The sequence below is a fragment of the Algoriphagus sp. TR-M9 genome (genome assembly GCF_027594545.1).
GTDB lineage: Bacteria > Bacteroidota > Bacteroidia > Cytophagales > Cyclobacteriaceae > Algoriphagus > Algoriphagus halophytocola.
The window spans coordinates 4,344,915-4,369,503 of record NZ_CP115160.1 but is presented as its reverse complement, the minus strand read 5'-3'; the positions used below and the strand labels follow the sequence as shown (position 1 = coordinate 4,369,503).

Sequence of the window (24,589 nt, the reverse complement as noted above, 5' to 3'; positions counted from 1 at the left end):
GCTTACATAGCGGTGGGGTATTGGCTTTTATAGTATTAGTCAAAGTATTTGTTTGAATTCTCACCTTCCTTCCCTTCGTTGGAACTCACTTTTTGCCCCGTCCAGAAACTCCACAAACGCCTGGATATCGGTTTCATATCCTTTGGGTTGGGCCAGCAGGTTTTCCTCGTGGTCCAGTATTACATAGTAAGGCTGGGCATTATTCTGGAAACGGGTGATCTGAAAATCCGCATTTTGCTTGCCAAGCGTCTTTTTGACCTTTCCGTCATATTCCGAAGTGTACCATTCACTTTCTGGAAGCTCCAACCGTTCGTCTATGTAAAGCGCGACCATCACGAAGTCTTCTTTTAATCTCTTCAGCACCTGCGGATCCACCCAGACATTTTCCTCCATCTTGCGGCAGTTTACACAGCCATGACCCGTAAAGTCAATCAATAAGGGTTTGTTGGCCTTTTTTGCAGCCCGCATCGCCTGCTCATAATCGAAATACCCTTGTATTCCATGCGGGATTTCTAGCGGGATGTCCGCATATTTCACGGACTCGCCGAGGATATTCTCTCCGGCTTCTGCCGAATTTACACCACCTGTTAGTTTAAACTGCTGCGTGGACATAGGAGGTAAGTATCCGCTGAGATATTTCAGGGGTGCGCCAAACAGCCCCGGGATCATGTACAGCACAAACATAAAGGTGAACAAGGCTAATAGCAGTCTTGGGACTCCAATCACATCGGAAGGGGAATCGTGTGGAAGGCGGATTTTGCCCAGAAGATAAAGCCCCAATCCGGAGAAGATGACAATCCAGATAATCAGGAATATATCCCGGTCCAAGATGCCCCAATGGTAAACCAGGTCGGCCATGGACAGGAATTTGAAGGCCAAAGCAAGTTCTAAGAAGCCTAAAACTACTTTCACAGAATTCAGCCAGCCACCGGATTTGGGGAGCCTGTTCATCCATTCTGGGAAAATGGCGAAGAGCGTAAACGGAATCGCAAAGGCCAGGGAAAAGGCAAACATGCCCAAAATGGGTTTGATCAGTTCACCTCCCGCCGAGGAAATCAAAATCGACCCTACTATCGGTCCGGTGCAGGAAAAAGATACCAAAACCAGAGTAAAGGCCATAAAGAAAATACCGATCATCCCTCCCTTTTCGGCTTTTTCATCTACTTTGTTTACCAGGCCTGAGGGCAAGGTAATCTCAAATAGCCCCAGAAATGCGAGGGCGAAAAAGATAAATATTCCGAAGAAAAAGAGATTCGGCAGCCAGTGCGTGGCTAGCCAGTTGGCAAATTCAGGCCCTTGGATAGCGGCTACGGCCGTGCCTGCTACCGTGTAAATCGCTATGATGGAAAACCCATAGATAAAGGCATTTCGGATTCCTGTAGCTCTACTTCCTGCCCTTCCGGTGAAGAAGCTCACCGTCATCGGTATCATGGGGAATACGCAGGGTGTCAGAAGAGCCGCCAGTCCGGCCAAGAATGCCAAAACCATAAAGCCCCAAAGGGACTCATTTTCCTGTACAGGGAGGATTTCTATGGTTTTTCCAGAAGTTTCTATGGGTTCATCCACTTGACTCTCCTGAATATCAAATGGAGACTCTTCTGACTCAGAAATTTGTGTTTCAGAAGAAGAATTGACCTCATTCTGCTGTCCTGCTTCTCCAGAAGCCGGACTGGATCCTTTTTCTGCTGCTTCAGGAGAAGCAGCAGAACTGCCACTTGGCTGTGCCGTAAACTCCACCAAAATATCCTCATCGTAGTTCACGCATTGCCCTGTGAGGTCAGAGCACATCTGGTATTCCAGCGTTGCGCTTACTTTGCCGGAAGCTGCCTTGGGAATGAAAGCCTGCTCAAACCTTCCATTTCCCATAAAATACTTGACATCGCCTTCCCAGATTTCCTCGTATTTTGTTTTCGGTCCAATCGCCGTAAACTCCCCCTTTGTCTCAAAAGCTTCCGATTTGTCCAGCTTCAATGTCGCCAATATTGGCCCGAGATCTGCATCAAAATCGTTGGCGTAAATGTACCAGCCAGTAGGAATTTCAGCCTCTAAAATCAGCGTCGCTTCCTCGCCTATCACTGGATTGGAAGGCTCTATTCTGCTGGTCCAGACCGGAGGTTTGATGATTTGGGAAAAAGCAGAAAAACAGCTCAGTAAGAAAAAGACACTCAAAAGAGTGAATTTTTGAATGGAGGGAAGTTTCATAGACAATGGGGAATTAAATCACAACGGATTTAACTGGGCGAATGGTTCTGTGTTATTGGTTACTTAACTCTTTGAAGTGACGGAAGAATGCTGCTATAGTTTCGATTCCAATAAAGTAATTTTTTACCCCGTAGTGCTCATTTGGGGAGTGGAGGGCATCTGTATCCAGTCCAAAACCAAACAGAATAGGGTCTGATCCCAATTCTTTTTGGAACAGGGCCACGATAGGAATAGATCCCCCTTCACGCGTTGGGATTGGTTTTTTCCCAAATGTCTCTTCCATAGCTGCCTCTGCAGCTTTGTATCCCACAGAAGAATCTGAAACCACCGCAGGTGCTCCCCCGTGATGAGGTTTCACTTTGACTTTGACGGATTTTGGTGCGATGGATTTGAAGTAGTTTTCAAATAACTCCGAGATCTCATGCCAATCCTGATCCGGTACTAATCTCATGGAAATTTTTGCGTGAGCTTTGGAAGGTAAAACTGTCTTGGCGCCCTCACCTATGTAGCCTCCCCAGATTCCGTTTACATCTAGAGTAGGGCGGATTCCTACCCGCTCTATGGTTGTATAGCCCTTTTCGCCGTGAACATCATCTATATCCAATTTGTCCTGATATTCTTTCAGGTCAAAAGGGGCTTGATTCAAGCGTTCTCTTTGTGCGGCTGTCAATTCTTGTACCTTATCATAAAAACCAGGGATGGTAATATGGTCATTTTCATCCTTCATAGATGCGATCATTTCACAAAGTACATTGATCGGGTTAGCGACCGCACCTCCATAAGTTCCTGAGTGAAGATCTCTGTTGGAACCGGTCACTTCTACTTCCATATAGGCCATTCCTCTCAGACCTACCGTGATGGAAGGATCCTGCATGGAAATCATGTGGGTATCTGAAATCAGGATAACGTCTGCCTGGAGCTTCTCTTTATTTTCTATCACAAATTTCTCCAGATTGTCCGAGCCTACTTCCTCCTCGCCTTCTATCATGAATTTGACATTGCAGGGCAAATCCCCAGCAGCCATCATCGCTTCAAAAGCTTTCACGTACATGTAAAATTGCCCCTTATCATCTGCAGAGCCTCGGGCGAAAATCGCTCCCTCGGGATGGATAGCTGTCTTCTTGATCACAGGTTCAAAAGGTGGGGAATCCCATAATTCATAAGGGTCAGCCGGCTGTACATCATAATGGCCATACACCAGGACTGTAGGCAAACTTGGGTCAATGATTTTTTCACCATATACAATAGGATAGCCTGCGGTTTCACAGATTTCCACAGTATCTGCACCCGCCTTTTCCATGCTTTCTTTTACGAAATTTGCCGCTGCAAAAACGTCATCCTTAAACTTAGGATCAGCACTTACGGAAGGGATTCTGAGCAAATCCAGCAATTCATTTAAAAATCGGTCTTTATTTTCTTGGATAAAATCATTAACAGCCATATCGCTAGGGGTTTTTGGTAAAGGCCTCAAAATTATCCTTTTCAGCACGAAATGCCTATTTTAAACCCAATTTTCAACTTGAATTAAACCTAAGCAAAAAGCAAATGAGAGCAATGCTATGCACCACATTTGGCTCTACAGACCACCTGTTTTTAGAGGAGGTACCTCAGGCCGTTCCAGCTAGTGGACAAGTGCTGATCAAAGTGGAGGCTTGTGGAGTGAGTTTTCCGGATTTACTGATTCTACAGAACAAATACCAGTTTCAGCCTGAGCTGCCCTATTCTCCTGGAGGAGAAGCAGCCGGGCAAATTGTTGCTTTGGGTGATGGGGTTACAGATTGGCAGGTAGGAGACCGGGTGTTGGCTCTCTGCCGCTGGGGAGGATTTGCAGAGCAGCTCGCAGTAGATGTAGATCGGATATTTTCTATTCCAGAGGGAATTTCCGCAGAGCTGGCGGCCAGCTCATTTTATACCTACAGTACTTCCTTTCATGCTTTGAAAGATCGGGCCCAGTTGCAGCAGGGAGAGACCTTGCTGGTATTGGGGGCTTCCGGAGGAATAGGAGCAGCGGCAGTGGAGCTGGGTAAAGCCATGGGGGCCAAGGTCATTGCGGCAGCTTCATCGGATGAAAAACTGGCTTTTTGTAAAGAACTTGGCGCTGATGAAGTGGTTAATTACGAAAAAGAAAACCTTAAAAACCAGCTTAAAGAGTTGACTGCGGGAAAGGGTGTTAATGTGGTGCTGGATCCTGTAGGAGGAAGTCACACCGAGCAGGCGCTGAGAGGAATGGCCTGGAAAGGACGCTATCTGATCGTAGGATTCACTGCGGGCGAAATCCCTAAGATTCCTATGAATTTACCCTTGCTGAAGGGATGTTCTATTATGGGGGTGTTTTGGGGTAATTTTTCAAAAGTGGAGGAAAGCCAAAACCGACAAAACATGAATGTCCTGACTAAATGGTTGCTAGATGGTAAAATCAAAGGGCATGAATACGAAATTTTCTCTCTGAAAAATGCTGCAGGAGCGTTGAAGAAAATGCAAAACCGGGAACTAGTCGGAAAGGCGATAATAAAAATTTAAATCAGGACCGGTTTAGAATTTTGACCAGTCCTGATTATTTAAAGCGAGAGCCTACTCTATGGCGGTCGCGGTCACTTCGATATTACCTCTTGTGGCTTTGGAATATGGACATACAGCATGTGCGGCATCCACGAGTTTCTGGGCTTCTTCAAGGGACTTAGCTTTCGGGATCTTTACGCTAATGTCCACTGCTAGTCCAAAATCTCCGGGACCATAATTTCCAAGGTGTACTTTTGCTGTGATTTCTGAATCTTTCAGGCTGGTCTTCCCAGCCACTGCGCCCAAGGCGCCCCCAAAACATGCGGCATACCCTGCAGCAAACAATTGCTCTGGATTGGTTTTGCCTCCCTCACCACCGATTTCCTTTGGCATGGCTACATCAAAATCCAGTAAACCATCATCGGTTTTCACATGTCCTTTTCTACCGCCCGAATTTACTGCGGTGGCGGTGTAATCAATATTCAGTTTTTTCATTTGCTAGCTTGCTTTAATGATTCAATATCTACTAACAGTCCTTCGAGTGAATTGTTTAGGTCATTAACTGACGAACTGCTCATTTCTTCAAACGTCTCTTCAAGTTCTCCCAGCAGCTTTTGGGCTTTACTCTGCAGCGATTTACCAGGGTAAGTCAATTCAATATTGACAGTACGCTCATCTATTTCACTCCTGCTTCTTCGCACGTAGTTCATCCTTTCCAGCTTTTTCAGCAAAGGAGTGAGTGTACCTGAATCCAAATACAGACGCTTTCCTATTTCATTAACTTTCAACCCATCCTGCTCCCAAAGAGTGGCCAAAACCAAATATTGTGGATAAGTCAGCTCAATAGCATTTAATTTGCTTTGAATCAGTTGGATAAGTAGCCTGGAGATGGAATAGAGGGAAAAGGAAAGTATGGGGATAGAAGACATAAGAGCAGGAAAATGTATTTTACACAATTTAACTGAATAAAATTTGTATAGCAAATTACTGCCAAGCAATACTTGAGTTATCCACACGCTGAAACTTATGTGGTCTTGTGTCACAAACTGAAACAAACAAGGGCTGCCACTAAGATTTCTAGGAGAATAATGTATTTAAGTTTCTTGTTCATAGGAGCTGGATCAACTCATTAAGATTTCAACGAATAGCCATTTTGGTAAGTATAATGTAAATGGGTATTGGCCTCCCAATCATCCAAAAATACCTGCGCTATGGGGTCCCATTTCAAAGGGCGGTTAAGCTCATGGGCGATATTCCCTATAGTACAAATGGCGCAGGTGCTATGGCCGATTTCTACCGGGACAAAAGGATCTCTTCTGGTGATCACTGCGTCTAAGAAATCCTCATAATGTTTCATGCTGCCATTGTTTTCGATTTTATTTGGCATTTCCAGCTCTTTCATAGAGGTGTCATAATTACCTCTGGACACTTTAATCCAGCCTTTCTCGCCTATAAATTTGACTCCCTGCCTACCCTCATCAAAGGAAGTTATCAACATCTTGGTGCCGTTGGGATAAATGTAGGTGAGAGGTTTATCCACAGTGGCAGGAATCACCTCAGTAGGGCCATTTCTGTCCATTCCCAACCCCCACTGCGCAATGTCTATCATGTGTGCTCCCCAGTCCGTCATGAGTCCACCACCTGTCTCTTTGTACCATCTCCAAGCTCCCCATACCTTCTCATTTTCTTCTGGGTCCAGGGAAATGGGTGGGTTTAGTTCCTCATTGTAGTGAACTGCAGGCAGTGGTCCGATCCAGGTTTGCCAATCCAGTCCATTCGGGATACTTTGTTCTGGTAAATCCAAGGGTTTGGGATGTGGTGGCTCTCCCACATGGACCAATACTTCTTTGATTTTCCCCAGTTTTCCTTTTTGAACCATTTTCACTGCATGCTGGAAGTTTGAGGAAGAACGCTGCATACTGCCCACGGCCAGCACGGTTCCATTTGATCGTACTGCTTTGATTAATTCCTGCCCCTCTTTGATGGTAAAAGTCAAGGGTTTCTCCAGGTAGATGTCTTTGCCGGCTCTGCAGGCATCTATGGCCATTAGCGCATGCCAGTGATCCGGAGAAGCAATGACTACAGCATCCACATAAGGGTTGGCGAGAAGTTTTTTGTAATCTGCATAAAGGGTGGGCGGACCACTGGATTTTTGATGGTCTGCGTTATTCTTTTCCACATCCTGCTTAAAACGCTGAAGCTTGACTTCGTAAATATCCGCACCAGCCACTACCTCAAAGGCCGGAATGCTCATCATGCGGTTCAGCAGACCTCTGGCCTGTCTTCCCAGACCGATAAAACCAAGCCTTACTTTTGTAAAGTCATTGCGCTGTGAATTTCGGGTTTTGGCAAAAGTTATATTGGGAAGTACTGTAGCGCCCGCGGTGCCGAGTAATCCAGCGCTGATAAACTTTCTTCGGGAAAAATTTGATTTACTCATTGGATGATATTTTGGGTTAGGTATTTGGTAATAAAATTAATGCAGTGAATAAATTACGGTTTTTTAGAGGATTGAGAAATTTTTCGAAAAGTATATTTTCCTGATAATCAGAGTTATGGTTGTAGGGTGGATGAAACTCATTTTGGAATTTTTTACTTTAGACCCTGACTAAAGAATTGGCATGACTATCCAGCAACTCGAATACCTCATCGCAGTAGATAAATTCAGGCATTTTGGGCAGGCAGCGGAAAGCTGCTTTGTCACTCAGCCTACACTCAGTGCGCAGCTCAGCAAGCTAGAGCGGGACTTGGGAGTGATCCTTTTTGATCGGAGTAAAATGCCCGTGATGCCTACTGAAATGGGCGTTCGGATCATACAGCAAGCCAAAAAAGTGGTTTCCGAAAGCAAGGGGATTTTCGAGTTGGTGGCGGATATGAAAGGGGATGTATCTGGTGTCATCAAGCTGGGCATTATCCCAACTTTGGCTCCGTATTTACTTCACTTGTTTATCCGAAATTTTCTAGAAAAATACCCGAACGTGAAGCTAGAAGTGCAAGAAATGGTCACGGATGATGTAGTGAAAAAGCTTAAAAATGATGAGCTTGACCTGGGAATTGTAGTGACTCCCCTGCAGGAAAATGGGCTGTTGGAAAAGCCTATGTTTTATGAGAAATTCTTTGCCTATTTTTCACAGGATCACCCTGCGCTGAAGGAGCCTGTTTTTTATCCGGAGCAGATTCAGCAGGAGGATTTTTGGGTTTTGCAGCAGGGGCATTGCTTCCGTGACCAGGTGATCAACCTTTGCGATCAAAGCCTCAATGGTCCGAAAAATTTCCATTACGAAAGTGGTTCGCTGGAAGGACTGAGAAACATGGTCAACCGGTATAAAGGGGTAACTTTACTTCCGGAGCTCGCTACCCTGGATTTGTCGGCGGAGGAAAAATCCAGATTAAGGCCTTTTAACGGTGAATCTCCATTGCGTGAGGTGAGTATTATTCTGAACCGAAGCTTTCTAAAACAACGCTTGGTAGAGCTGCTGTACAATGAGATCACCGCGTCTATTCCTCAAGAAATGACCTCCAAGGCGCATGGGAAAATAGTTAGGTTTAAATAAATTTTAGCGCTTGGTAAGGATGTAGTGATCTGCTAGGTCGCCTTGGATTACCTCACCATTCATGTCCAGCTGCCATATTCTGCCTTCTCCTACTTTGTATTGATTGGGGCCTTGGGCTACTTCCTCCAGGGTGATGATAGAGCCCGATTCGTTCCAGGTGAATGAACCCGTATTTTCTTGTTCCAGTGCATCGTTTCTGCCCAGGTAGTTGGTGACGATCTTGTAGGTTCTGTCCATGTTCAAAGTCAAAGTTACCTCGATTCCCTCGCAGCTGGCACAAGGAACTGTTCCCTTGTAAGTACCATTCCAATCCACTGAGGTTTCGGTATTATCGCCTAGGGGAAGGGGATTGGTTTCTTCCACTTTAGTTTCAGATTCTTGGGTAGATGAGGTGCATGAAGCCTGTAGAGTCAATGCCGCTAAAAGTCCGAATGTAATCAGTTTAATATTCATCGTCTTTATTTTTCTTTCTGCCAAAAATATCAAGAATCAGACCGAAAAAAGGATCTGATAGAGCTTATTAACTGAGCTGGAATAAAAAAAGAGAGGCAAATTCATGCCCCTCCGAAATATAAATAATCACCTTTTGATTTTATAGGCTCCTGTACTGCGGACCATATCCAACTACTACTATTTGGGTCAGAAATTTGTCTTTTAGAAAAGCTACCTGATTTCTGTCCATTTCTGCCAAGAGTTTTTGTCCTTGGAATTCGTACAGATTTGCACGCCTTTCATACAGGCCAGCATCGAGTGGACTCTCTGCGATTCTTTCTGTATAGTCTTCTATAGTTACTGGTTTTTTCTTAGCATGGGCGGTGACAGTGAATGGGTCTCTTGGATCTTTCTGGGGCTCCTGCATTTTAAATTTCACGGCCAGTAAGTATTCTTGTCCAAACGCCTTATCTCCTAAGTAAGCAGGCTTCCAATTTTCTTCCACCTTGGTATAGGTGTCTTGTACTTCTTCGACGAGTATGGGATTGCCTTCCAGGACTTTGACATTTGCCGGGTACCCTTGGTCATCAATTTCAATCGAAAGTAGAACTGTGCCCTGTATATCTGCATTTCGTGCCTCAGTGCTGTATTTTAGGTTTTTGGAGAATAATTTGTTCATTTCCAGTACCCCTGCTGGGCTTTGAGCAAAAGCAGCCGTGCTGATAAAGCCTAAGCAGGCGATTAATGTGAGTAGATGTTTCATGGTATTTAGGTTTCAAGTTAAGTCTATTAAACTACTGAAAATTAACTGAATATAAAAGTTAAATTAACTAAATTTCTGGTTTCCACATGGAGTAAGGCAGAATTATTATTTGAAAATGCCAAAATGCCAAAGGTTCCCTGCGGGATCGTGTAAGAAAAATTCATTACCCCAATCGTTTTTCACGATTTCAGAAAGCTTTACGCCCGGGAATTTATCAGGAAGTCCGAGGATTTTGATTGCTTCCCAGTAGCTTTCCAAATCTCCCTCGATTTCCAGAAAAACCATGGAGTTTTCGCACCAAGCTTTCACATAATAATCCTGCAGGTAAAAGTAGAATTGATCTTTGATACGCACCAAGCACATATTTTCGGAAATGGGACGCACCTCAAACCCTAGCACTTCGTAGAAGCGCCTGCTATCTGCATAATTTTTAGCTCCCAGAAATGTCCGGATGGATTTGGCTGGGTGGATCATACTCCAAATTGGGTGAGGTGATGATCCAGGTGCTTATAAAACTGGTTGTTCCATTCTTGGCTGCTCATAGGGCCAAAGGATAGGGACTCTTTGCCATCGAAGTAGTTTGAGCCATAATCGAAGGTTTTTTGGATAAAAGCGATGAGCCTGTTTTTCTCGTAGTCAAAGTCTTTCCTTTCGCTGATAATAAATGCAGGAGCAGTCCGGGCATTTTTGGGATAAGGTTTTTCATTGACCACTCCTTTTTTCACAATTGTTTTCAGCAGAAATCTCATGAAAGCATTCGGCTTGGGATGTTTGTCGGTATAAGCCATTTCATAGGGTACACAACAATGCGCGAGCATTTGGTCCACACTCATTTTTCCCCACTTAGGGGTACTTTCTGGAGTAAGGGACTGGATTCTTTGTATGGTTTGCTCGTGTACTTCTGGATCAAAAATATTTTTCATTATCATCTTAGATGTAGCTGCCTGAATTTAGCAAAAAACAAGGGATATATTCTGACTTGAAGTGTGGAAAATGCTGAAGCTAAAGCGCCGGTTTATCGCTCCTGAAAAAATGCAGCCTACAATTGGGGACTAGGGCTGTAGGAGTTGATGCACCTGATTTTTGAAGATTTTGACCTTTTCATCATACTGTTCTTCATCTTCGATCATGGAGAGGTAGTAATAGGCTCCCTCTACGACCACAAAGATTTGCTCAGCCAGTAGAGCAGTATCTTTTTGCTTCAATTTTTCATCCTGGTCCAGGATCTCCTTTAAATTTTCTCGCAGTTTGAGGTGGAGGTTTCGGAATTCCCGCTTGATGGTTTCATTTCTAAATATCAGACTGAAACAGCTGTAAAATACCCCGTCGTCGATAAGTAAATTCCAATCTCTGGAAAATAGCCTGTCTACAAAAGTGACGGGGTCAGTGTAATTTTGAACTCTTAATTCTTGGATGATGGGAGTGTAAATTTTCAATAACCTTTTGAGTATAAAGGAGATCAAATGTGAGATCAATATATCCCGGGTGGGAAAATAATGCATGATCAAGCTCGGTGGCATTCCCAGATGCTTACCGATTTTCGCGATGGAGGTGTTCTCTATTCCGTTAATCTTGGAAAGTTCGTAAAACCCCTCAATAATTTCTCTTTTCCTGTCTATGGAAACTTTCGTACTCATGCTAACTAAATAATAAAACTAAGTTAATCAACTTTGTATTTATTCTATGTTCTTTTGATTAAAAATTAACAATATATAATATTGAATGACCATTCAAGATTGGCACTTGCAGATCTTCGAAAGGTTCTTTCTAAGCAACTAGTTCTATAGATAAATTACCAGCAAAAAAACATGAAACGGAGAAGTTTTCTAGCCAAGTCCAGCCTACTCACTACGGGGGTAGTACTTCCGGCAGGTTTAGCTTCAGCATCTGAACCTAAAACAAAAGGAGATTATTTGACGGTGGCACATATTACAGATGTTCACATTAGGCCAGAGGATAATATACCTACCCGTGCCATGGAATGGCTAGAGCGGGTGAAAGCGCATCAGCCGGACTTTTACCTGAATGGAGGGGACAGTATTCATGATGCATCCTATGACGGGGTGAGCAGGGATCGAGTGCTCGAGCAATGGCAGGCATGGGATCTCTTTTGTGAAAGGATAAAAGAGCAAGAGGTGTACAGCTGCATTGGCAATCATGACCCCTGGTGGGATGTCGCCAATAAAGAAAAAGAACCCATGTACGGCAAATCCTATGTGGTGAAAAGGCTGGGGATGCCCGCTGAATACTACAGTTTTGATAAGGGAAATTGGCACTTTGTTATTTTGGATGGAAACCATGAAGGGATCAGCCTGGGTGAGGAGCAAATGAAATGGTTGGAAGAGGACTTGGAAAACTTACCTACCGGCACACCTACCCTGATCATGTCCCACTTTCCGATTACCTCGATTACAAATGCTCTAGTAGGTGGTCAACATAAGGATCACAAGGAATTGAAAAAACTATTTTATAAGCACAAAGATAAGGTGCGTGTATGCCTAAGTGGTCATCAGCACCTATTGGACAGAACCTGGTACAATGACGTGCATTATTTCTGCAATGGATCCTTGAGTGGCTTCTGGTGGGGAGAGGGAGATGAAGAGTCAGCAGGAAAGCAATATTACCTGGAAACACCACCCGGCTATGCCATCCTGAAACTCTATGCAGATGGCAGCGTAGAAAATTCTTACTTCCCATTGGTGTAGATGTGATTTCACCTATCCTTTGATAAGCAGCTTGATAGGCTGCTTTTTTATTTTTGACCCGGTGGAGCTGTTTTTTTCTATTCCAAATATCCTTCTATCCTGAGTCTTGAACCCATTTTTTCGTAGGTAAACCACCTCATTCATGACCTTTATTATCGTACTTTTTCCAGAACGTAAAATATCCTCACTCAGTATTAATTATTCGTTAAGATATTACTAAATGAAATTTAATTCCTTTGAAATGTAAAAATCAGTATTTAATATTGAATGAATATTCAATAAATCTAAGATTATAAAATGGCGAAAACCGGGTGATTTTGGAACAAAAAATTGTGCAACGAATCAATTCAAAAGAATAGTTTATGAAGGAAGTTTTACAAAGAATCTGTGTCCCTATGTCCCGGATAAGGACGATGGGACTTTTGGCTTTGGCAATGCTGATTGGGCTTTCCCAGTCCTTTGCCCAAAGTCAGGTCAAAGGAAATGTTACAGATATTTCTGGATTGGGTATGCCGGGGGTGTCTGTTTTGGAACAAGGAACCCAAAATGGGACCATCACGGATCTGGACGGCGCCTATACCCTGCAGGTCTCTACGGAAAATCCGGTGTTGGTTTTTTCATTCATTGGCTACCAAACGGTAGAAATACCCGTAGAGGGACAGTCCATCATCGACCTTACGCTGAAAGAAGAGGATACGCTTCTGGAGCAAGTGGTAGTAGTGGGCTATGGTACACAGAAGAAAGTAAATGTAACGGGTGCAGTGGATCAATTGGCAGGTGAGGATATTGCCAACCGGCCTATTGCCAATGTGGTTCAAGGCTTACAAGGCATGAGCCCCGGGCTGAACATTACCTATCAAGGTGGAAAGCCAGGCACGGTGCCGAATATCAATATTCGCGGGTTTACTTCTATCAATGGTGGCGGTCCGCTAATCGTCATAGATGGTATACCGGGAAATGAAAGTGACCTTTTAAGGCTGAGTCCTTCAGATATCGAATCTTATTCGGTGTTGAGAGATGCTGCATCTGCGGCTATTTATGGAGCGAGAGCAGCTTTTGGAGTGATTCTGATCACTACTAAAAACGGAACTGAGGGAAAGCAACAGATTTCGTACAACAGTAATTTTGCCTGGGGACGGCCTTCCGTCTTACCTGAGCCTGTCACCGATCCTTATATTTATTCCAGGGTATTGGAAACTTCTACCAATAACACACCATGGGATTATGTAAACTATTCAGATGCACATTATCAGTGGGCAAAGGAACGCTCTGAAGACCCTTCGGTGGAAGATACCAGATTAGACCCTACCAACCCTAACCTATGGGCCTACATGGGAAACAACAATTGGAATGACTACTTTTTCAATTCCTCCAGCTTCTCCACCAATCAAAGCCTGTCTATCAGTGGTAACAGCGGTGGCAAAATGCCTATCGGCTATTACGTTTCCGGTGATTATACTAAGGAAAATGGCCTGAATAAATTGGCTCCAGATTACTGGGATCGGTATTCCCTGCGGGCCAAAATCAACGTGAAGCCCCTGAAATGGCTTGCTGTGGACAATAACCTGAATATTTACCAGACCGAGCGAGCTGATCCTACCAATGATATTACTGATATTTATTACCTACAGCCCACGGATGTGGTCAATAATCCTGACGGCACCTGGGCAAATACAAGTGCGGGTAGAACTGCCGCTGAGCTGGTAGATGGAGGTAGAAATAAGGAAGACATGATCGGTTTTCAGAATATCACCCAGGCTACGGCTTCATTTTTGGATGGTGATTTGACTTTTACGGGACGTGCGAGTTTCAAAAGAGAACAGTGGAAATACCACTGGGATCAGCGTAAATTCAACATTGGTTTTGGACCAGAGGATGTCAGAACTGAAGGAGGCACAGGTTCTGTAATCGAAAGAAACGGTACCCTGATCAATACTATTTTTGATCTTTTCGGTAAGTATTCCAAATCCCTAGGTGATCATAAATTCGACGTGTTAGTGGGTTTTAATCAGGAGAACTATGAATACTCCACGATTCAAGCTGAGCGAAGAGTCCTGATCTCTTCATCTCTGCCCTACATAGGCTTAACTACAGGAGATGCTTTCGTGACACCTACCTACAGTACCTATGCTTTGCGCAGCGGTTTCGGTAGATTGAATTACGCCTTCAAAGGCAAATATATCTTAGAAGTAAACGGGAGATATGATGGCTCTTCAAGATTCCCAAGTGACAATCGTTGGGGCTTTTTCCCTTCAGTGTCCGGCTCTTGGCTGATGATGGATGAGGATTTTTTCTCTGGTCTGAGCAACGTGGTTTCGACATTTAAGTTGAGAGCCTCTTATGGTAGCCTGGGTAATCAAAATGTGTCCAACTTTGGATATATCCAGTCCTTGCCTACAGGCCTTTCCGGTTATTTAATTGACGGAAGTCAGCAAACGGTAATTACCTCATCGCCTTCCCTAGCTGTTGATCCTACTAACTATACATGGGAAAAAGTGGTGACCAATAACGTAGGTCTGGATTTTGGCCTACTTGGAGATCGTGTGACAGGTACGTTTGATTATTTCATCAGAGATACCAAGGGGATGCTTACCGATCCTGTAGAGCTACCCGCGGTACTTGGCACCAGCCCTCCGAAGCAAAATGCGGCTGATCTGAGAACTAAAGGATTTGAATTGTCTATAGGGTACAGAGATCAGTTTGGTAATGCTGCTAATCCAGTGAAATTTGGTGTCAAAGCCATACTCTCTGACTCAAGGTCTCATATCACCAGTTTTCAAAATGAAAACGAATTGCTATCAAACTATAGAGTAGGCCAAGAAATCGGCGAAATCTGGGGATTGGTAAATGATGGAATCATGGAAAATGAAGACCAAATAGCCAATCTAGACCAGTCTGCAATAGTGCCCTGGGGAGCCATTTCTGTAGTGCCAGGCTGGCCAAAGTACAAGGATCTGAACGGAGACGGGAAAATTGAAGAAGGCCAAACTGCTACAGACCCAAAAGACTTGTCCATTATTGGCAATACCACGGCTAGATACCGCTATGGATTTAATTTTGACATGAGCCATCGCGGATTTGACCTATCGGTTTTTCTGCAGGGTGTGGGCAAAAGAGATTATTACCCTAGACACTATCTATTCTGGGGACCTTACCAGCAGCCCTATGCGAATATCTACCCTTGGAACCTGGACTTCTACAGAGGGGCAGCCGACAGCGATGCGCTCATGGCCCAGCATTCCCAGTCTTACATAGATGCAGGTCTGGCAGAGCAAAATTTGGATTCAGAATTCCCAGTACTTCAGGCTTGGCTTGCGGATAATAATTACGGTTCTGGATTGGATATTTCCCAAACCAGATACCTGCAAAATGCAGCCTATTTGAGAATTAAGAACATCACGCTTGGCTACAGCATGCCAGCTCCGGTTTTGGAAAAACTCAAAGTGACAAGAGTGAGATTCTATGTGTCCGGAGAAAACATTTTCGAGTTTTCTCCTATCAAAAACTTCGTAGATCCTGAAGCGATCAATGATGGCTACGGATGGGCTTATCCTTTCCAGAGAAAATTCTCTTTCGGGGTTAATATCGATTTGTAATTAAGAAATGAACAAGATCATGAAATCGAGCATGGCAAAAACATCACATTTAGGGGTGATTGTCAATAATGCAGGATTCCATCCCGTTTCCTTCGTCACGGGACAGGTTGTGACGAATAAAAATCAAATCATAAACACATGAAATCGAGCATGACGGAATACGTCACACACTGGTATGATTATCATCCATGCGAGATTCCATCTGACCTTTTAAAAACAAATTATAAACAGATGAAAAAGTATATCGTCCTATTGAGCGCAGTGTTGGCTTTGTCCTCCTGCAACGATGATTTTCTAGATAGGTATCCACAGACTTCTGTGGCACCAGAGGAGTTTTTCAAAACTGAGGAAGATCTGGAACTTTATGTCAATGGCCTACTTACCATGGCTGGCCCCGGGAGCTATCAGGCTGATCAAAGCAGTGATAACCTAGGGACTACCGGGGCAGTGGAAATCAAAAACATAGTTACTGGAACTCCAAGCTCCCAAACCCTCACGGGTGGCTGGAATTGGGGTGCCTTGAGGGATATCAACTACTTTCTGGACAACTATGAGAAGGCAGTTGGTTCTGAAGAGGCGATTGCACATTATGTAGGTTTGGCCAGGTATTACAGAGCTGTATTCTATTTCGGAATGATCAAGCGATACTCAGATGTGCCATGGTATGAGCACACCCTAGATCCAAGTGATGAAGAGCAGCTTTATAAAGCCCGGGACTCTAGAGAAATGGTGATGTCCAAAGTAATGGAGGATCTGGAATTCGCCGCTAATAACGTCCGGGAAGAAGTGCCAAGTGGGACTCCTGGAGTATGGGCAGTGAAAGCCTTCTATGCACGTCTAGCGCTGTATGAAGGCACTTACAGAAAATACCATAGCGAACTAGGATTAGAAGGATCCGCTACGGCACTCATACAAAAGGCGCGTGATCTATCCAGTGAGATCATGAATTCTGGCATGTTTTCTATTCATTCCACGGGTAATCCTGAAAGTGACTACGCTACTTTGTTCTCATCTCAAGATCTACTGGGCAATGCTGAAGTAATCCTGGTAAACCCGTACGACGCTGAAAAAGATAGGGGTTGGGATATCAACACCGGAGTTTTTGGTGATTATGAGCAATCTCCGGCTAGAGATTTGGTGATGAGCTACTTAATGAAGGATGGCACCTATTATTCCTCTGTTCCTGGTTATGAGACTAAAGGCTTTGTAGAAGAGTTTGAAAACAGAGACCCTAGACTAAAGCAAACTATAGTCTATCCAGGTTGGGTTCAGGCTCCCAATACTAAGCCTTACATCCAGACTTTGAGTAAAAATTTTACAGGTTATCACCAGCTCAAAGGCTATCAGAATACGATAGACAATGTAGAGGCGGGAAGCGCAGATTTTCCGGTATATCGCTATGCGGAAGTGTTGCTGAACTATGCAGAGGCAAAGGTAGAGCTTGACGAGCTGACCCAGGCTGACCTGGACATGTCCATCAACCTACTACGCCAAAGAGCAGGGATGCCAGCTCTGAATCTGAGCGATGCAAATAGGAATCCTGATCCATTTTTGGTAGAAAAATACCCAAATCTGAGCGGAGCAAACCTAGGTGTTCATCTGGAGATTAGAAGGGAAAGAAGAATAGAACTAGCTGTAGAAGGATATAGATATGATGACATGATGAGATGGCACGCCGGCAAACTATTCGAAAATATTCCTCAAGGAATGTACTTTGATGGTCTGGGCAAGTATGATCTTACAGGAGATGGAATAGAGGATATAATTTTGATCAGTAAAGACGCCGATATTCCAGTGGGCGATGCCAAAGAGAAAAATAGTCTCGGAGAAGAGTTGATCTATTATAAAGCCGGCACTATCGAGGAAAACGTTGATGTATTTCTTCAGAATGGTGAGAATGGAGGAATGATGGTGACTGATACAAAGCAAAGAGACTTTGTAGAGCCTAAATACTATTACCGACCAGTTCCTATTCAGCAGGTTACACTCAACCCAAATCTTACACAGATATTCGGTTGGGAATAAAAGACAATTTGAATTTGAAGCCCGGTGTTTTTCATTCCGGGCTTCTCTAGTTACCTAATTATTAAAATGAAGAAATTTATTCTAGCAAGCTGTATGGGTCTGTTGGCTTTACAGGCATGTTCTACCAAAGAAAATCAGGAAGAACCAAAAGCTAAAAAAGTCCTTTTCGTCATTGTAGATGGAATTCCCGATGATGTTATCGACACAGTGGCTACCCCTAATTTGGACAAAATCGTAGCAGAAGGTGGCTTGATGAAGGCGACTATGGGTGGAGAAAAAGATGCTTATAGCCAAACCCCAACGATCTCTGCGGTGGGTTACAATTCCCTTTTGACGGGAGTATGGGCCAATAAGCACAATGTCTGGGGAAATAGCATCAAAGATCCCAATTACCATTATCCCACCATTTTCAGCATATTTAAGGAGCAATATCCAGAAAAGTCTATCGGTATATTCTCCACCTGGCTGGATAATAGAACCAAACTTGCCGGGGCAAAATTACCGCAAACCAATCAGTTGACTTTCGATTATCACTTCGATGGCTTGGAACTGGATACGCTTAAGTATCCGCATGATGAAGGAAGGATTTTCATCTATAATATAGATGAAGCTGTATCAAAAGAAGCAGCTAAAACGATTCGTGAAAATGCGCCGGATTTATCCTGGATGTACCTCGAGTTCACAGATGATATGTCTCATCGGTATGGAAACAGTCCAGAGTTTGTCGATGCAGTGCAAAAAGCTGATGTGCAGATCGGTAGAGTCTGGGAAGCCATCCAAGAGCGAGAAGCTAAATTCAATGAAGATTGGCTGATCGTCATCACCACAGATCATGGTCGGGAGATGAATGGGTATGGCCACGGTGGGCAAAGTGATCGAGAGCGAAGTGTTTGGATAGCTACTAACGCTGAGGAACTCAATGCTCATTCCGCTGAAACCGGTCAAATGGTTGATATTTTCCCTTCCATCGTTAATTTCCTGGATTTGAAAGTGCCTCAGGACAAAGCCATGGAACTCGATGGCGTGCCTTTTATAGGTCCTGTGAACGCCAGTCAGTTCAAAGCGGTGAAGGAAGGTAATACCATCCACTTAAGCTGGAAATCCCTTTCTTCAGAAGGAAATGGGCAAGTCTGGCTCAGTACCAGCAATAACTTTAAAACAGGTGGAAAGGATACCTATGAAGCTATAGGTGAAGTGGAACTGGAGGCTGAAGCGTATTCATTCCAAACAGATAAGCCTGATTCTGAGTTTTATAAAGTAGTTTTAGAAACCCCTGCAGGCTTCTTGAACTATTGGATTATTGAAGAAACAGAATAAGGAAGGCGATTAGCTTTTGCAAGGAGATCTTGTCTTTCTTATTCTTTGAATTACAAAAAATCGATGACGTACGATTATATAATTGTCGGTGGAGGTTCAGCTGGAGCCGTTTTGACCAACCGACTTAGTGAAAATTCAACCAATGAAGTACTAGTACTTGAGGCAGGGAGACCTGATTACAAATGGGATTTTAGAATACACATGCCAGCGGCATTGACGTATTTGCTTACAGGGACTAATTACAACTGGGGATATTCCTCAGATCCTGAGCCTCATATGCACAATCGAAGAATAGCCCAACCCCGGGGAAAGGTTTTGGGTGGATCTTCCTGTATCAACGGCATGATCTGGATCCGTGGCAATGCCATGGATTTTGAAAAGTGGGCTAAGGATGAGGGAATGGAAGAATGGGATTATGCGCACTGCCTCCCCTATTTTAAGCGAGTAGAGGATCGATTGATCGGAGGAGATGCTTACCGTGGTGATCAGGGAAACTTAAAGTTGACTACACCGAAATGCGACAACCCCCTGTTTGATGCCTTTTTTGAGTCAGTTCAGGAAGCAGGATATCCGCTCACAGATGACGTCAATGGCTACCAGCAAGAAGGGTTTGGTAAGTTTGATCAAACGATTTACAATTCCAGGAGGCTCAATGCAGCTCGGGCCTACATTCATCCGGTAAAAGGCCAGAGAAAAAATCTTCATATAGAAACCCAAGCCACCGTGATGCGGGTGCTGTTTGAAGGAAAAAAAGCAGTGGGTGTAGCGTACAAGCAAGGCGGTAAAGTAAAGCAGGTTTATGGAAAGGAAATCATTTCCTGCGGAGGCGCCATCAATTCTCCGCAACTTCTGCAGCTTTCAGGAGTGGGAAATGCGGAACACCTGAAAAGTCTTGGAATTCCAGTGGTTCATGACTTGCCTGGTGTGGGCGAGGACTTGCAGGATCACTTAGAAGTGTATGTTCAATGGGCAGCCAAAAAACCAGTGAGTTTATACCCAGCATTAAGTCCGTGGAAAGCTCCTAAAATCGGATTTGACTGGTTGTTTAGGAAAAAAGGACTAGGTGCATCCAATCATTTTGAGGCGGGCGGATTTATCAGAAGTAATGAGGAGGTAGACTACCCAAATCTTCAATTTCACTTTTTACCTATTGCGATACGATACGATGGTACCGCTCCCAAAGAAGGCCATGGATTTCAGTTACACGTGGGGCCTATGAATACGGATGTGCGAGGGCGGGTGAAAATCAAATCAGCTGATCCTACCGAATACCCGAGTATTTTATTCAATTATCTTTCTACTGAAAAAGAAAGAAAAGAGTGGATAGAAGCGATTCGTCTTTCTAGAAAATTAATTGAAACTGAAGCCATGTCTGAATTAATGGGCGAAGAACTTTCGCCCGGCAAGGATGTTCAGACGGATGAGGAGATTCTTGATTTTGTGGCCAAAGAAGGGGAAAGTGCCTATCATCCTTGCGCTACCTGTAGAATGGGTGTTGGTCCTATGGATGTCACTGATCCTAAAACCCTGAAAGTGCACGGTGTAGAAAACCTTCGTGTAGTGGATGCTTCCGTATTCCCTTATGTTACCAATGGGAATATTTACTCGCCAGTGATGATGGTGGCAGAGAAGGCCGCAGATATTATTTTGGGGAAAAAACCTCTGGATCCGGAGCATGCTCCATATTTTCAGAAAGAACTGACTGACAAAGAAAAATCCCTCTAAAAATCGATTAAGAGGGCAAAATGATTCGGAGAAGCCGCGAATTTGACTATTCGCGGTTTTCTTTTTGTTCTTCTTGATACTTTTTCAAAGCCTTGTTGACAGCGTAACAAACCAGTAACATCAATACACAAACTGGCAATCCGGTGACCAAAGATCCTGTTTGGAGTGCCACTAAGCCTCCACCTAATACCAGAACCGCAGCCACAGCTCCTTCAATGAGTGCCCAGAATATCCTCAATTTCACTGGAGTATCATCTTTGCCACCGCTGGTGATAAAATCAATCACTAGCGATCCGCTATCTGAAGAGGTGACAAAGAATATCACTCCAGCGATCACCACAAAAAGAATACTTAGGTAGGGAAGAGGGAACATTTGCAGCAAAGAATATAATCCAGTATTGATGTTTTCCTGAACGGCCTCACTGATTCCTCCTGGCCCGAAAAGCTCGATATGAAAAGCAGTACTTCCAAAAATGGAAATCCAAATTATACTCGCAGCGGTAGGACCTAACAATACGCCCAATATAAACTCTCGGATGGTCCGGCCTTTCGATATTCTGGCGATAAACAGTCCCACAAATGGAGCCCAAGCAAACCACCAGGCCCAATAAAAAAATGTCCAACTGTCCATCCAGTGCGTACCTCGGTAAATTTCCATCCAGGTGGAGGTGCCGATTAGACTTTGTAGATAAAAGCCGGTGCTCTGAACCGTGGACCCGATAATGAACAATGTTGGTCCTACGATCAGCATAAATGCCATCAAAATTATAGCCATGATTGAGGCTATTTTGCTTAGAAGTTGAATGCCATTATGCAGGCCTGAGACCACAGAGATGGTGGCACATATTGTTATAATTCCAATAAGTATAACCTGTACTTGAGGACTATCTGGTACACCAAAAAGGTAATTCATACCGGAATTAATGTGCTGAATCCCCAGTCCTAAGGTAGTGGCCAGCCCAAACATAGTGGCTACTACAGCCATGGTATCGATAAGGTGTCCGATGGGACCCTTCAGTTTATCTCCCAAAAGTGGGTATAATATCCAGCGCACTCCCAATGGAAGGCCACGATTATAGGTGAAAAACGCAATAGCCAGTCCCATCAAAGCATAGACCCCCCAGCCGTGAAGCCCCCAATGCAGGTAGGAAAGGTTAAGTGCATTATTAGCAGCAGCTAGTGTACCAGCTTCACCATAAGGCGGATTAGAAAAATGGCTGATCGGCTCTGCCACTGCATAAAACATTAATACTAAGCCTATGCCGGCATTGAACAGCATACTGAGCCAGGCCCAAGTACTGAATTCCGGTTTGGAATCGGGGCCTCCCAGCCTAATGTTTTTATATCTGCCAAATCCAAGGTAGATGCAGAAAACTAGGACTACATTGACGGCTATGACATACAGCCACCCGAAATCTTTGGAGATGGTAGCTTGAATGTTTTCAAACAGCGTACCTACAGATTCTTGGAAGATTAAAGTAAGGGTGACAAAGATGAGGATGAGTCCAGCGGAAGGGAAGAAAACCCAAGGTTGGATACTTTTCAAAAACGGAGTTTGGGTGCTTTTTGAACTTTCGATAATAAGGGTGGTTTTTTGGCTAATTTACAGCATTTTTGACCCTTAGAAAAGTAAAGCTAAACATTAAAAAAGCCTTTTTAAGAGCATTTAAATGCTATTTTTCTTGGTTTAAAAGCATCTGTTTTTAGACCTGGATTTTTGTAGGCGAATCGTGGAAAAAGATGGTGGTTAGCTTGGAAATTTATATTCATTTTTATGGATATCCGCTTTCTTTCCAGTAGCGAGAGAAATTATGGGTTAAGGTTTCTTTCTACGTACTGAGGGCAGTGGACTGTTGTCGGTGGACGATTATCCGCTACTATCCAGCCACATTCTTTAACTACTGGCATCATTGCGGATAATCAGATTCATTTTCTTCTCGAGATTTGAGTAAAAGCTTGCACGAGTCAGGTAAGCTGAAGCACTGACTAGTGGGGTTATGGATCAAGGCTTCAAATGGGTTAACCTTGAAAGTTTATGAGATTGTTTGGTTTATAATGTAAACCTGTTTAATTTTGTACCGTAAGCTATTTCATAAATGACTTGGAGAGTCAAGCTCACATGTGGGTTATCGTCACGATAAGATGTTTTCCTGCTTTTAAGATTGGTGATCCACTAAAAAACCATTATTAATATGAAATCAAGCATGACCCGAAGCGACACACAGAGGGATGATTATAATTCATGCGAAGATTCCACGTGACCTTAAAAAAAATTATAAACACATGAAAAAAGAACTAAGCAGTAGCGAGTCTTTGGCGATCATCACAGATATGATAGCCAAAGCAAAACAAGAGGCAGCCGGTGATGGAAGTTTTTATTTTCTTCTTTGGGGCTGGGTGATTTCAATCTGTAGCTTTGGACATTATGCTTTAGAAAAAGCAGGGTTTGAGCACCCTTACTATGTTTGGGTGTTGGTTTTGCCCTCAGTATTTATCAGTTTTTTCTGGGGAATAAAGAAAAAAAGTAAGGCAAAAATCAAAACTCATTTAGATCAGGTATTGAATCAGCTATGGATTGGAGTGTTTATGGGTATTGTTGTCGTGTTGGGCTTTATGCCTGTTCTGGGCTTTAACCATAATCCGGTGATTTTACTTTTGGCGGCAGTCGGAATGTTTGCCACTGGAAGCTTGATCAGAGTCTCCATGGTCAAATTAGGGGCTGTAGTATTGGCAATTGCCGCAGTTGTGGCTTTTCTAGTTCCAGTCTCAGATCAATATTTAGTAGCTGGCATTGCCATGATTTTGGGATATCTTGTGCCCGGTTATTACCTGAAAAACACCTATCGTGAGCGAGTTTAAGCCTTTAGACCCTTTATTACATTCTCAGTTGCGCCTGGCAGTCATGTCTTTACTGATCAGTGTGGAGTCTGCGGAATTCACTTTTCTGAAAGAAAAAACAGAATCCACAGCGGGCAATCTTAGTGTGCAGCTGGATAAGCTTGAAAAAGCAGGCTATATAGAAATTGAAAAGTCTTTTAAAGGAAAACGACCCTTGACCACAGCTAAAATCACTAAGCATGGTGTCAATGCGTTCGAAACTTATGTGAATGCATTGAAAAATTACATCAGTTAAAAAATTTTGAATTTTAAGTTTACATTATAAACCAATTTACACATGAAAAATCTAATCGTATTGATCTTATCTCTTTTGCCCTTTTTCGCCATCGGTCAAAATTATGAACTGAACAAAGAGGCCCAAGGAGAACTTAAGAACTTGTCATTTTTAGAAGGTGAATGGCAAGGTGCCGGCTGGATGATGAATCAAAGCAGGGAGAAAATGGAATTTGAGCAGACGGAAATAGTCAGCTTTAAACTGGACGGCACCGCACTGCTAATAGAAGGTCAAGGCACCTCCAATGGCAAAACCGTCCATAATGCCATGGCGATTGTCACTATGGCCGAGGGCAGTGGGAAGTTTGAATTTCACTCTTTCCTGCAGAGTAATCAGCACGGAACCTACCAAGCTGAGTTGGTAGATCAGGTACTCTATTGGTATCCTGTAGAAAATGTAAGGTATGTAATCCAGCTCAATGACCAAGGGCAATGGCATGAAATAGGAGAAGTAAACTCCGGAGGCAACTGGTACCAGTTTTTTGAGATGACCTTGAATAAGAAATAAAATATGATTATCCGCAACTATGCCAGGCACCTTTCGTCCTTCGATTATTTGGTTGCAAAACCGATACTACGAATTCGCTCAGTACAATTTAC

At 43.6% G+C, this 24,589-nt stretch carries 21 protein-coding genes; 10 read left to right on the top strand and 11 right to left on the bottom strand.

The window, feature by feature from the left end; all coding sequences use genetic code 11:
• Window positions 1-60: 60 nt before the first annotated feature.
• Complete coding sequence (locus PBT90_RS18620) at window positions 61-2,202, bottom strand: protein-disulfide reductase DsbD family protein (RefSeq protein WP_264808004.1); 2,142 nt, start codon at window positions 2,200-2,202, stop codon at window positions 61-63.
• A 52-nt stretch (window positions 2,203-2,254) separates the two neighbouring features.
• Window positions 2,255-3,643: a dipeptidase gene (locus PBT90_RS18615; RefSeq protein WP_264808003.1), complete on the bottom strand. Its 1,389-nt coding sequence runs from the start codon at window positions 3,641-3,643 to the stop codon at window positions 2,255-2,257.
• Between the two features lie 104 nt (window positions 3,644-3,747).
• Between PBT90_RS18615 and PBT90_RS18610 the strand changes: the two genes are divergently transcribed.
• Window positions 3,748-4,722: an NADPH:quinone oxidoreductase family protein gene (locus PBT90_RS18610; protein ID WP_270130609.1), complete on the top strand. Its 975-nt coding sequence runs from the start codon at window positions 3,748-3,750 to the stop codon at window positions 4,720-4,722.
• Between the two features lie 51 nt (window positions 4,723-4,773).
• Here the strand turns inward: PBT90_RS18610 and PBT90_RS18605 are convergent, their stop codons facing one another.
• The 3 genes from PBT90_RS18605 to PBT90_RS18595 all read right to left on the bottom strand — a co-directional run bounded on the left by PBT90_RS18605 (window position 4,774) and on the right by PBT90_RS18595 (window position 7,141).
• The gene (locus tag PBT90_RS18605) at window positions 4,774-5,196 is read right to left on the bottom strand and encodes an organic hydroperoxide resistance protein (RefSeq protein ID WP_264808001.1); all 423 of its coding nucleotides are present in this window, start codon (window positions 5,194-5,196) and stop codon (window positions 4,774-4,776) included.
• The gene (locus tag PBT90_RS18600; protein WP_270130606.1) at window positions 5,193-5,630 is read right to left on the bottom strand and encodes a MarR family winged helix-turn-helix transcriptional regulator; all 438 of its coding nucleotides are present in this window, start codon (window positions 5,628-5,630) and stop codon (window positions 5,193-5,195) included. Before PBT90_RS18600 ends, PBT90_RS18605 begins: the two co-directional genes overlap by 4 nt.
• A 200-nt stretch (window positions 5,631-5,830) precedes the next feature.
• A complete protein-coding gene (locus PBT90_RS18595; protein WP_270130604.1) occupies window positions 5,831-7,141 on the bottom strand; it encodes a Gfo/Idh/MocA family protein in 1,311 nt (436 codons plus the stop codon).
• 181 nt (window positions 7,142-7,322) lie between these two features.
• On the opposite strand from PBT90_RS18595, the gene PBT90_RS18590 reads away from it, so the two are divergent.
• Window positions 7,323-8,255, top strand: a complete 933-nt coding sequence (locus tag PBT90_RS18590; protein WP_264807998.1) for a hydrogen peroxide-inducible genes activator — start codon at window positions 7,323-7,325, stop codon at window positions 8,253-8,255.
• A 3-nt stretch (window positions 8,256-8,258) separates the two neighbouring features.
• Here the strand turns inward: PBT90_RS18590 and PBT90_RS18585 are convergent, their stop codons facing one another.
• The 5 genes from PBT90_RS18585 to PBT90_RS18565 form a co-directional block, all read right to left on the bottom strand.
• The gene (locus tag PBT90_RS18585; protein ID WP_270130601.1) at window positions 8,259-8,708 is read right to left on the bottom strand and encodes a copper resistance protein NlpE; all 450 of its coding nucleotides are present in this window, start codon (window positions 8,706-8,708) and stop codon (window positions 8,259-8,261) included.
• Between the two features lie 139 nt (window positions 8,709-8,847).
• Entirely contained in the window at window positions 8,848-9,450 is a 603-nt protein-coding gene (locus PBT90_RS18580; RefSeq protein WP_270130599.1) for an energy transducer TonB, read from the bottom strand.
• Between the two features lie 105 nt (window positions 9,451-9,555).
• A complete protein-coding gene (locus PBT90_RS18575; protein WP_270130597.1) occupies window positions 9,556-9,924 on the bottom strand; it encodes a VOC family protein in 369 nt (122 codons plus the stop codon).
• On the bottom strand, window positions 9,921-10,373 hold the full coding sequence (locus PBT90_RS18570; protein ID WP_264807994.1) for a DUF1569 domain-containing protein: 453 nt from the start codon (window positions 10,371-10,373) through the stop codon (window positions 9,921-9,923). The genes PBT90_RS18575 and PBT90_RS18570 overlap by 4 nt, the downstream gene beginning before the upstream one ends.
• Window positions 10,374-10,502: 129 nt before the next feature.
• Complete coding sequence (locus tag PBT90_RS18565; protein ID WP_264807993.1) at window positions 10,503-11,087, bottom strand: TetR family transcriptional regulator; 585 nt, start codon at window positions 11,085-11,087, stop codon at window positions 10,503-10,505.
• A gap of 171 nt (window positions 11,088-11,258) precedes the next feature.
• Between PBT90_RS18565 and PBT90_RS18560 the strand changes: the two genes are divergently transcribed.
• From PBT90_RS18560 to betA, 5 genes are all read left to right on the top strand, one after another.
• Window positions 11,259-12,155, top strand: coding sequence for a metallophosphoesterase family protein (locus PBT90_RS18560; protein WP_270130594.1), 897 nt, complete (start codon window positions 11,259-11,261; stop codon window positions 12,153-12,155).
• A 362-nt stretch (window positions 12,156-12,517) separates the two neighbouring features.
• Complete coding sequence (locus PBT90_RS18555) at window positions 12,518-15,751, top strand: SusC/RagA family TonB-linked outer membrane protein (RefSeq protein ID WP_270130592.1); 3,234 nt, start codon at window positions 12,518-12,520, stop codon at window positions 15,749-15,751.
• A 231-nt stretch (window positions 15,752-15,982) separates the two neighbouring features.
• Entirely contained in the window at window positions 15,983-17,776 is a 1,794-nt protein-coding gene (locus PBT90_RS18550) for a RagB/SusD family nutrient uptake outer membrane protein (RefSeq protein ID WP_270130590.1), read from the top strand.
• A 66-nt stretch (window positions 17,777-17,842) separates the two neighbouring features.
• Entirely contained in the window at window positions 17,843-19,093 is a 1,251-nt protein-coding gene (locus tag PBT90_RS18545) for an alkaline phosphatase family protein (RefSeq protein WP_270130588.1), read from the top strand.
• A gap of 63 nt (window positions 19,094-19,156) precedes the next feature.
• Window positions 19,157-20,818 carry a choline dehydrogenase gene (gene betA / locus PBT90_RS18540; RefSeq protein WP_264807988.1) on the top strand — a complete coding sequence of 554 codons (1,662 nt, stop codon included), beginning with the start codon at window positions 19,157-19,159 and terminating at the stop codon, window positions 20,816-20,818.
• Between the two features lie 46 nt (window positions 20,819-20,864).
• On the opposite strand, the gene PBT90_RS18535 is transcribed toward betA, so the two are convergent.
• Entirely contained in the window at window positions 20,865-22,364 is a 1,500-nt protein-coding gene (locus tag PBT90_RS18535) for a BCCT family transporter (protein WP_270130585.1), read from the bottom strand.
• A gap of 737 nt (window positions 22,365-23,101) precedes the next feature.
• On the opposite strand from PBT90_RS18535, the gene PBT90_RS18530 reads away from it, so the two are divergent.
• Genes PBT90_RS18530 through PBT90_RS18520 form a run of 3 tightly spaced genes read left to right on the top strand, consistent with a single transcriptional unit; the run spans window position 23,102 to window position 24,497 of the window.
• Entirely contained in the window at window positions 23,102-23,677 is a 576-nt protein-coding gene (locus PBT90_RS18530) for a hypothetical protein (protein WP_264807986.1), read from the top strand.
• Window positions 23,664-23,951 (top strand): winged helix-turn-helix domain-containing protein, encoded by a 288-nt coding sequence (locus tag PBT90_RS18525; protein WP_264807985.1) that lies wholly within the window; start codon window positions 23,664-23,666, stop codon window positions 23,949-23,951. Before PBT90_RS18530 ends, PBT90_RS18525 begins: the two co-directional genes overlap by 14 nt.
• 42 nt (window positions 23,952-23,993) lie before the next feature.
• On the top strand, window positions 23,994-24,497 hold the full coding sequence (locus PBT90_RS18520) for a hypothetical protein (RefSeq protein WP_264807984.1): 504 nt from the start codon (window positions 23,994-23,996) through the stop codon (window positions 24,495-24,497).
• Window positions 24,498-24,589 lie beyond the last annotated feature (92 nt).

Coding starts and splice junctions, on each gene's coding strand:
- PBT90_RS18615 (WP_264808003.1), bottom strand. CDS start 3,643: ATGGCTGTTAATGATTTTATCCAAGAAAATAAAGACCGATTTTTAAAT.
- PBT90_RS18595 (WP_270130604.1), bottom strand. CDS start 7,141: ATGAGTAAATCAAATTTTTCCCGAAGAAAGTTTATCAGCGCTGGATTA.
- PBT90_RS18560 (WP_270130594.1), top strand. CDS start 11,259: ATGAAACGGAGAAGTTTTCTAGCCAAGTCCAGCCTACTCACTACGGGG.
- betA (WP_264807988.1), top strand. CDS start 19,157: ATGACGTACGATTATATAATTGTCGGTGGAGGTTCAGCTGGAGCCGTT.
- PBT90_RS18550 (WP_270130590.1), top strand. CDS start 15,983: ATGAAAAAGTATATCGTCCTATTGAGCGCAGTGTTGGCTTTGTCCTCC.
- PBT90_RS18600 (WP_270130606.1), bottom strand. CDS start 5,630: ATGTCTTCTATCCCCATACTTTCCTTTTCCCTCTATTCCATCTCCAGG.
- PBT90_RS18580 (WP_270130599.1), bottom strand. CDS start 9,450: ATGAAACATCTACTCACATTAATCGCCTGCTTAGGCTTTATCAGCACG.
- PBT90_RS18570 (WP_264807994.1), bottom strand. CDS start 10,373: ATGAAAAATATTTTTGATCCAGAAGTACACGAGCAAACCATACAAAGA.
- PBT90_RS18620 (WP_264808004.1), bottom strand. CDS start 2,202: ATGAAACTTCCCTCCATTCAAAAATTCACTCTTTTGAGTGTCTTTTTC.
- PBT90_RS18545 (WP_270130588.1), top strand. CDS start 17,843: ATGAAGAAATTTATTCTAGCAAGCTGTATGGGTCTGTTGGCTTTACAG.
- PBT90_RS18585 (WP_270130601.1), bottom strand. CDS start 8,708: ATGAATATTAAACTGATTACATTCGGACTTTTAGCGGCATTGACTCTA.
- PBT90_RS18555 (WP_270130592.1), top strand. CDS start 12,518: ATGAAGGAAGTTTTACAAAGAATCTGTGTCCCTATGTCCCGGATAAGG.
- PBT90_RS18575 (WP_270130597.1), bottom strand. CDS start 9,924: ATGATCCACCCAGCCAAATCCATCCGGACATTTCTGGGAGCTAAAAAT.
- PBT90_RS18565 (WP_264807993.1), bottom strand. CDS start 11,087: ATGAGTACGAAAGTTTCCATAGACAGGAAAAGAGAAATTATTGAGGGG.
- PBT90_RS18520 (WP_264807984.1), top strand. CDS start 23,994: ATGAAAAATCTAATCGTATTGATCTTATCTCTTTTGCCCTTTTTCGCC.
- PBT90_RS18610 (WP_270130609.1), top strand. CDS start 3,748: ATGAGAGCAATGCTATGCACCACATTTGGCTCTACAGACCACCTGTTT.
- PBT90_RS18530 (WP_264807986.1), top strand. CDS start 23,102: ATGAAAAAAGAACTAAGCAGTAGCGAGTCTTTGGCGATCATCACAGAT.
- PBT90_RS18605 (WP_264808001.1), bottom strand. CDS start 5,196: ATGAAAAAACTGAATATTGATTACACCGCCACCGCAGTAAATTCGGGC.
- PBT90_RS18590 (WP_264807998.1), top strand. CDS start 7,323: ATGACTATCCAGCAACTCGAATACCTCATCGCAGTAGATAAATTCAGG.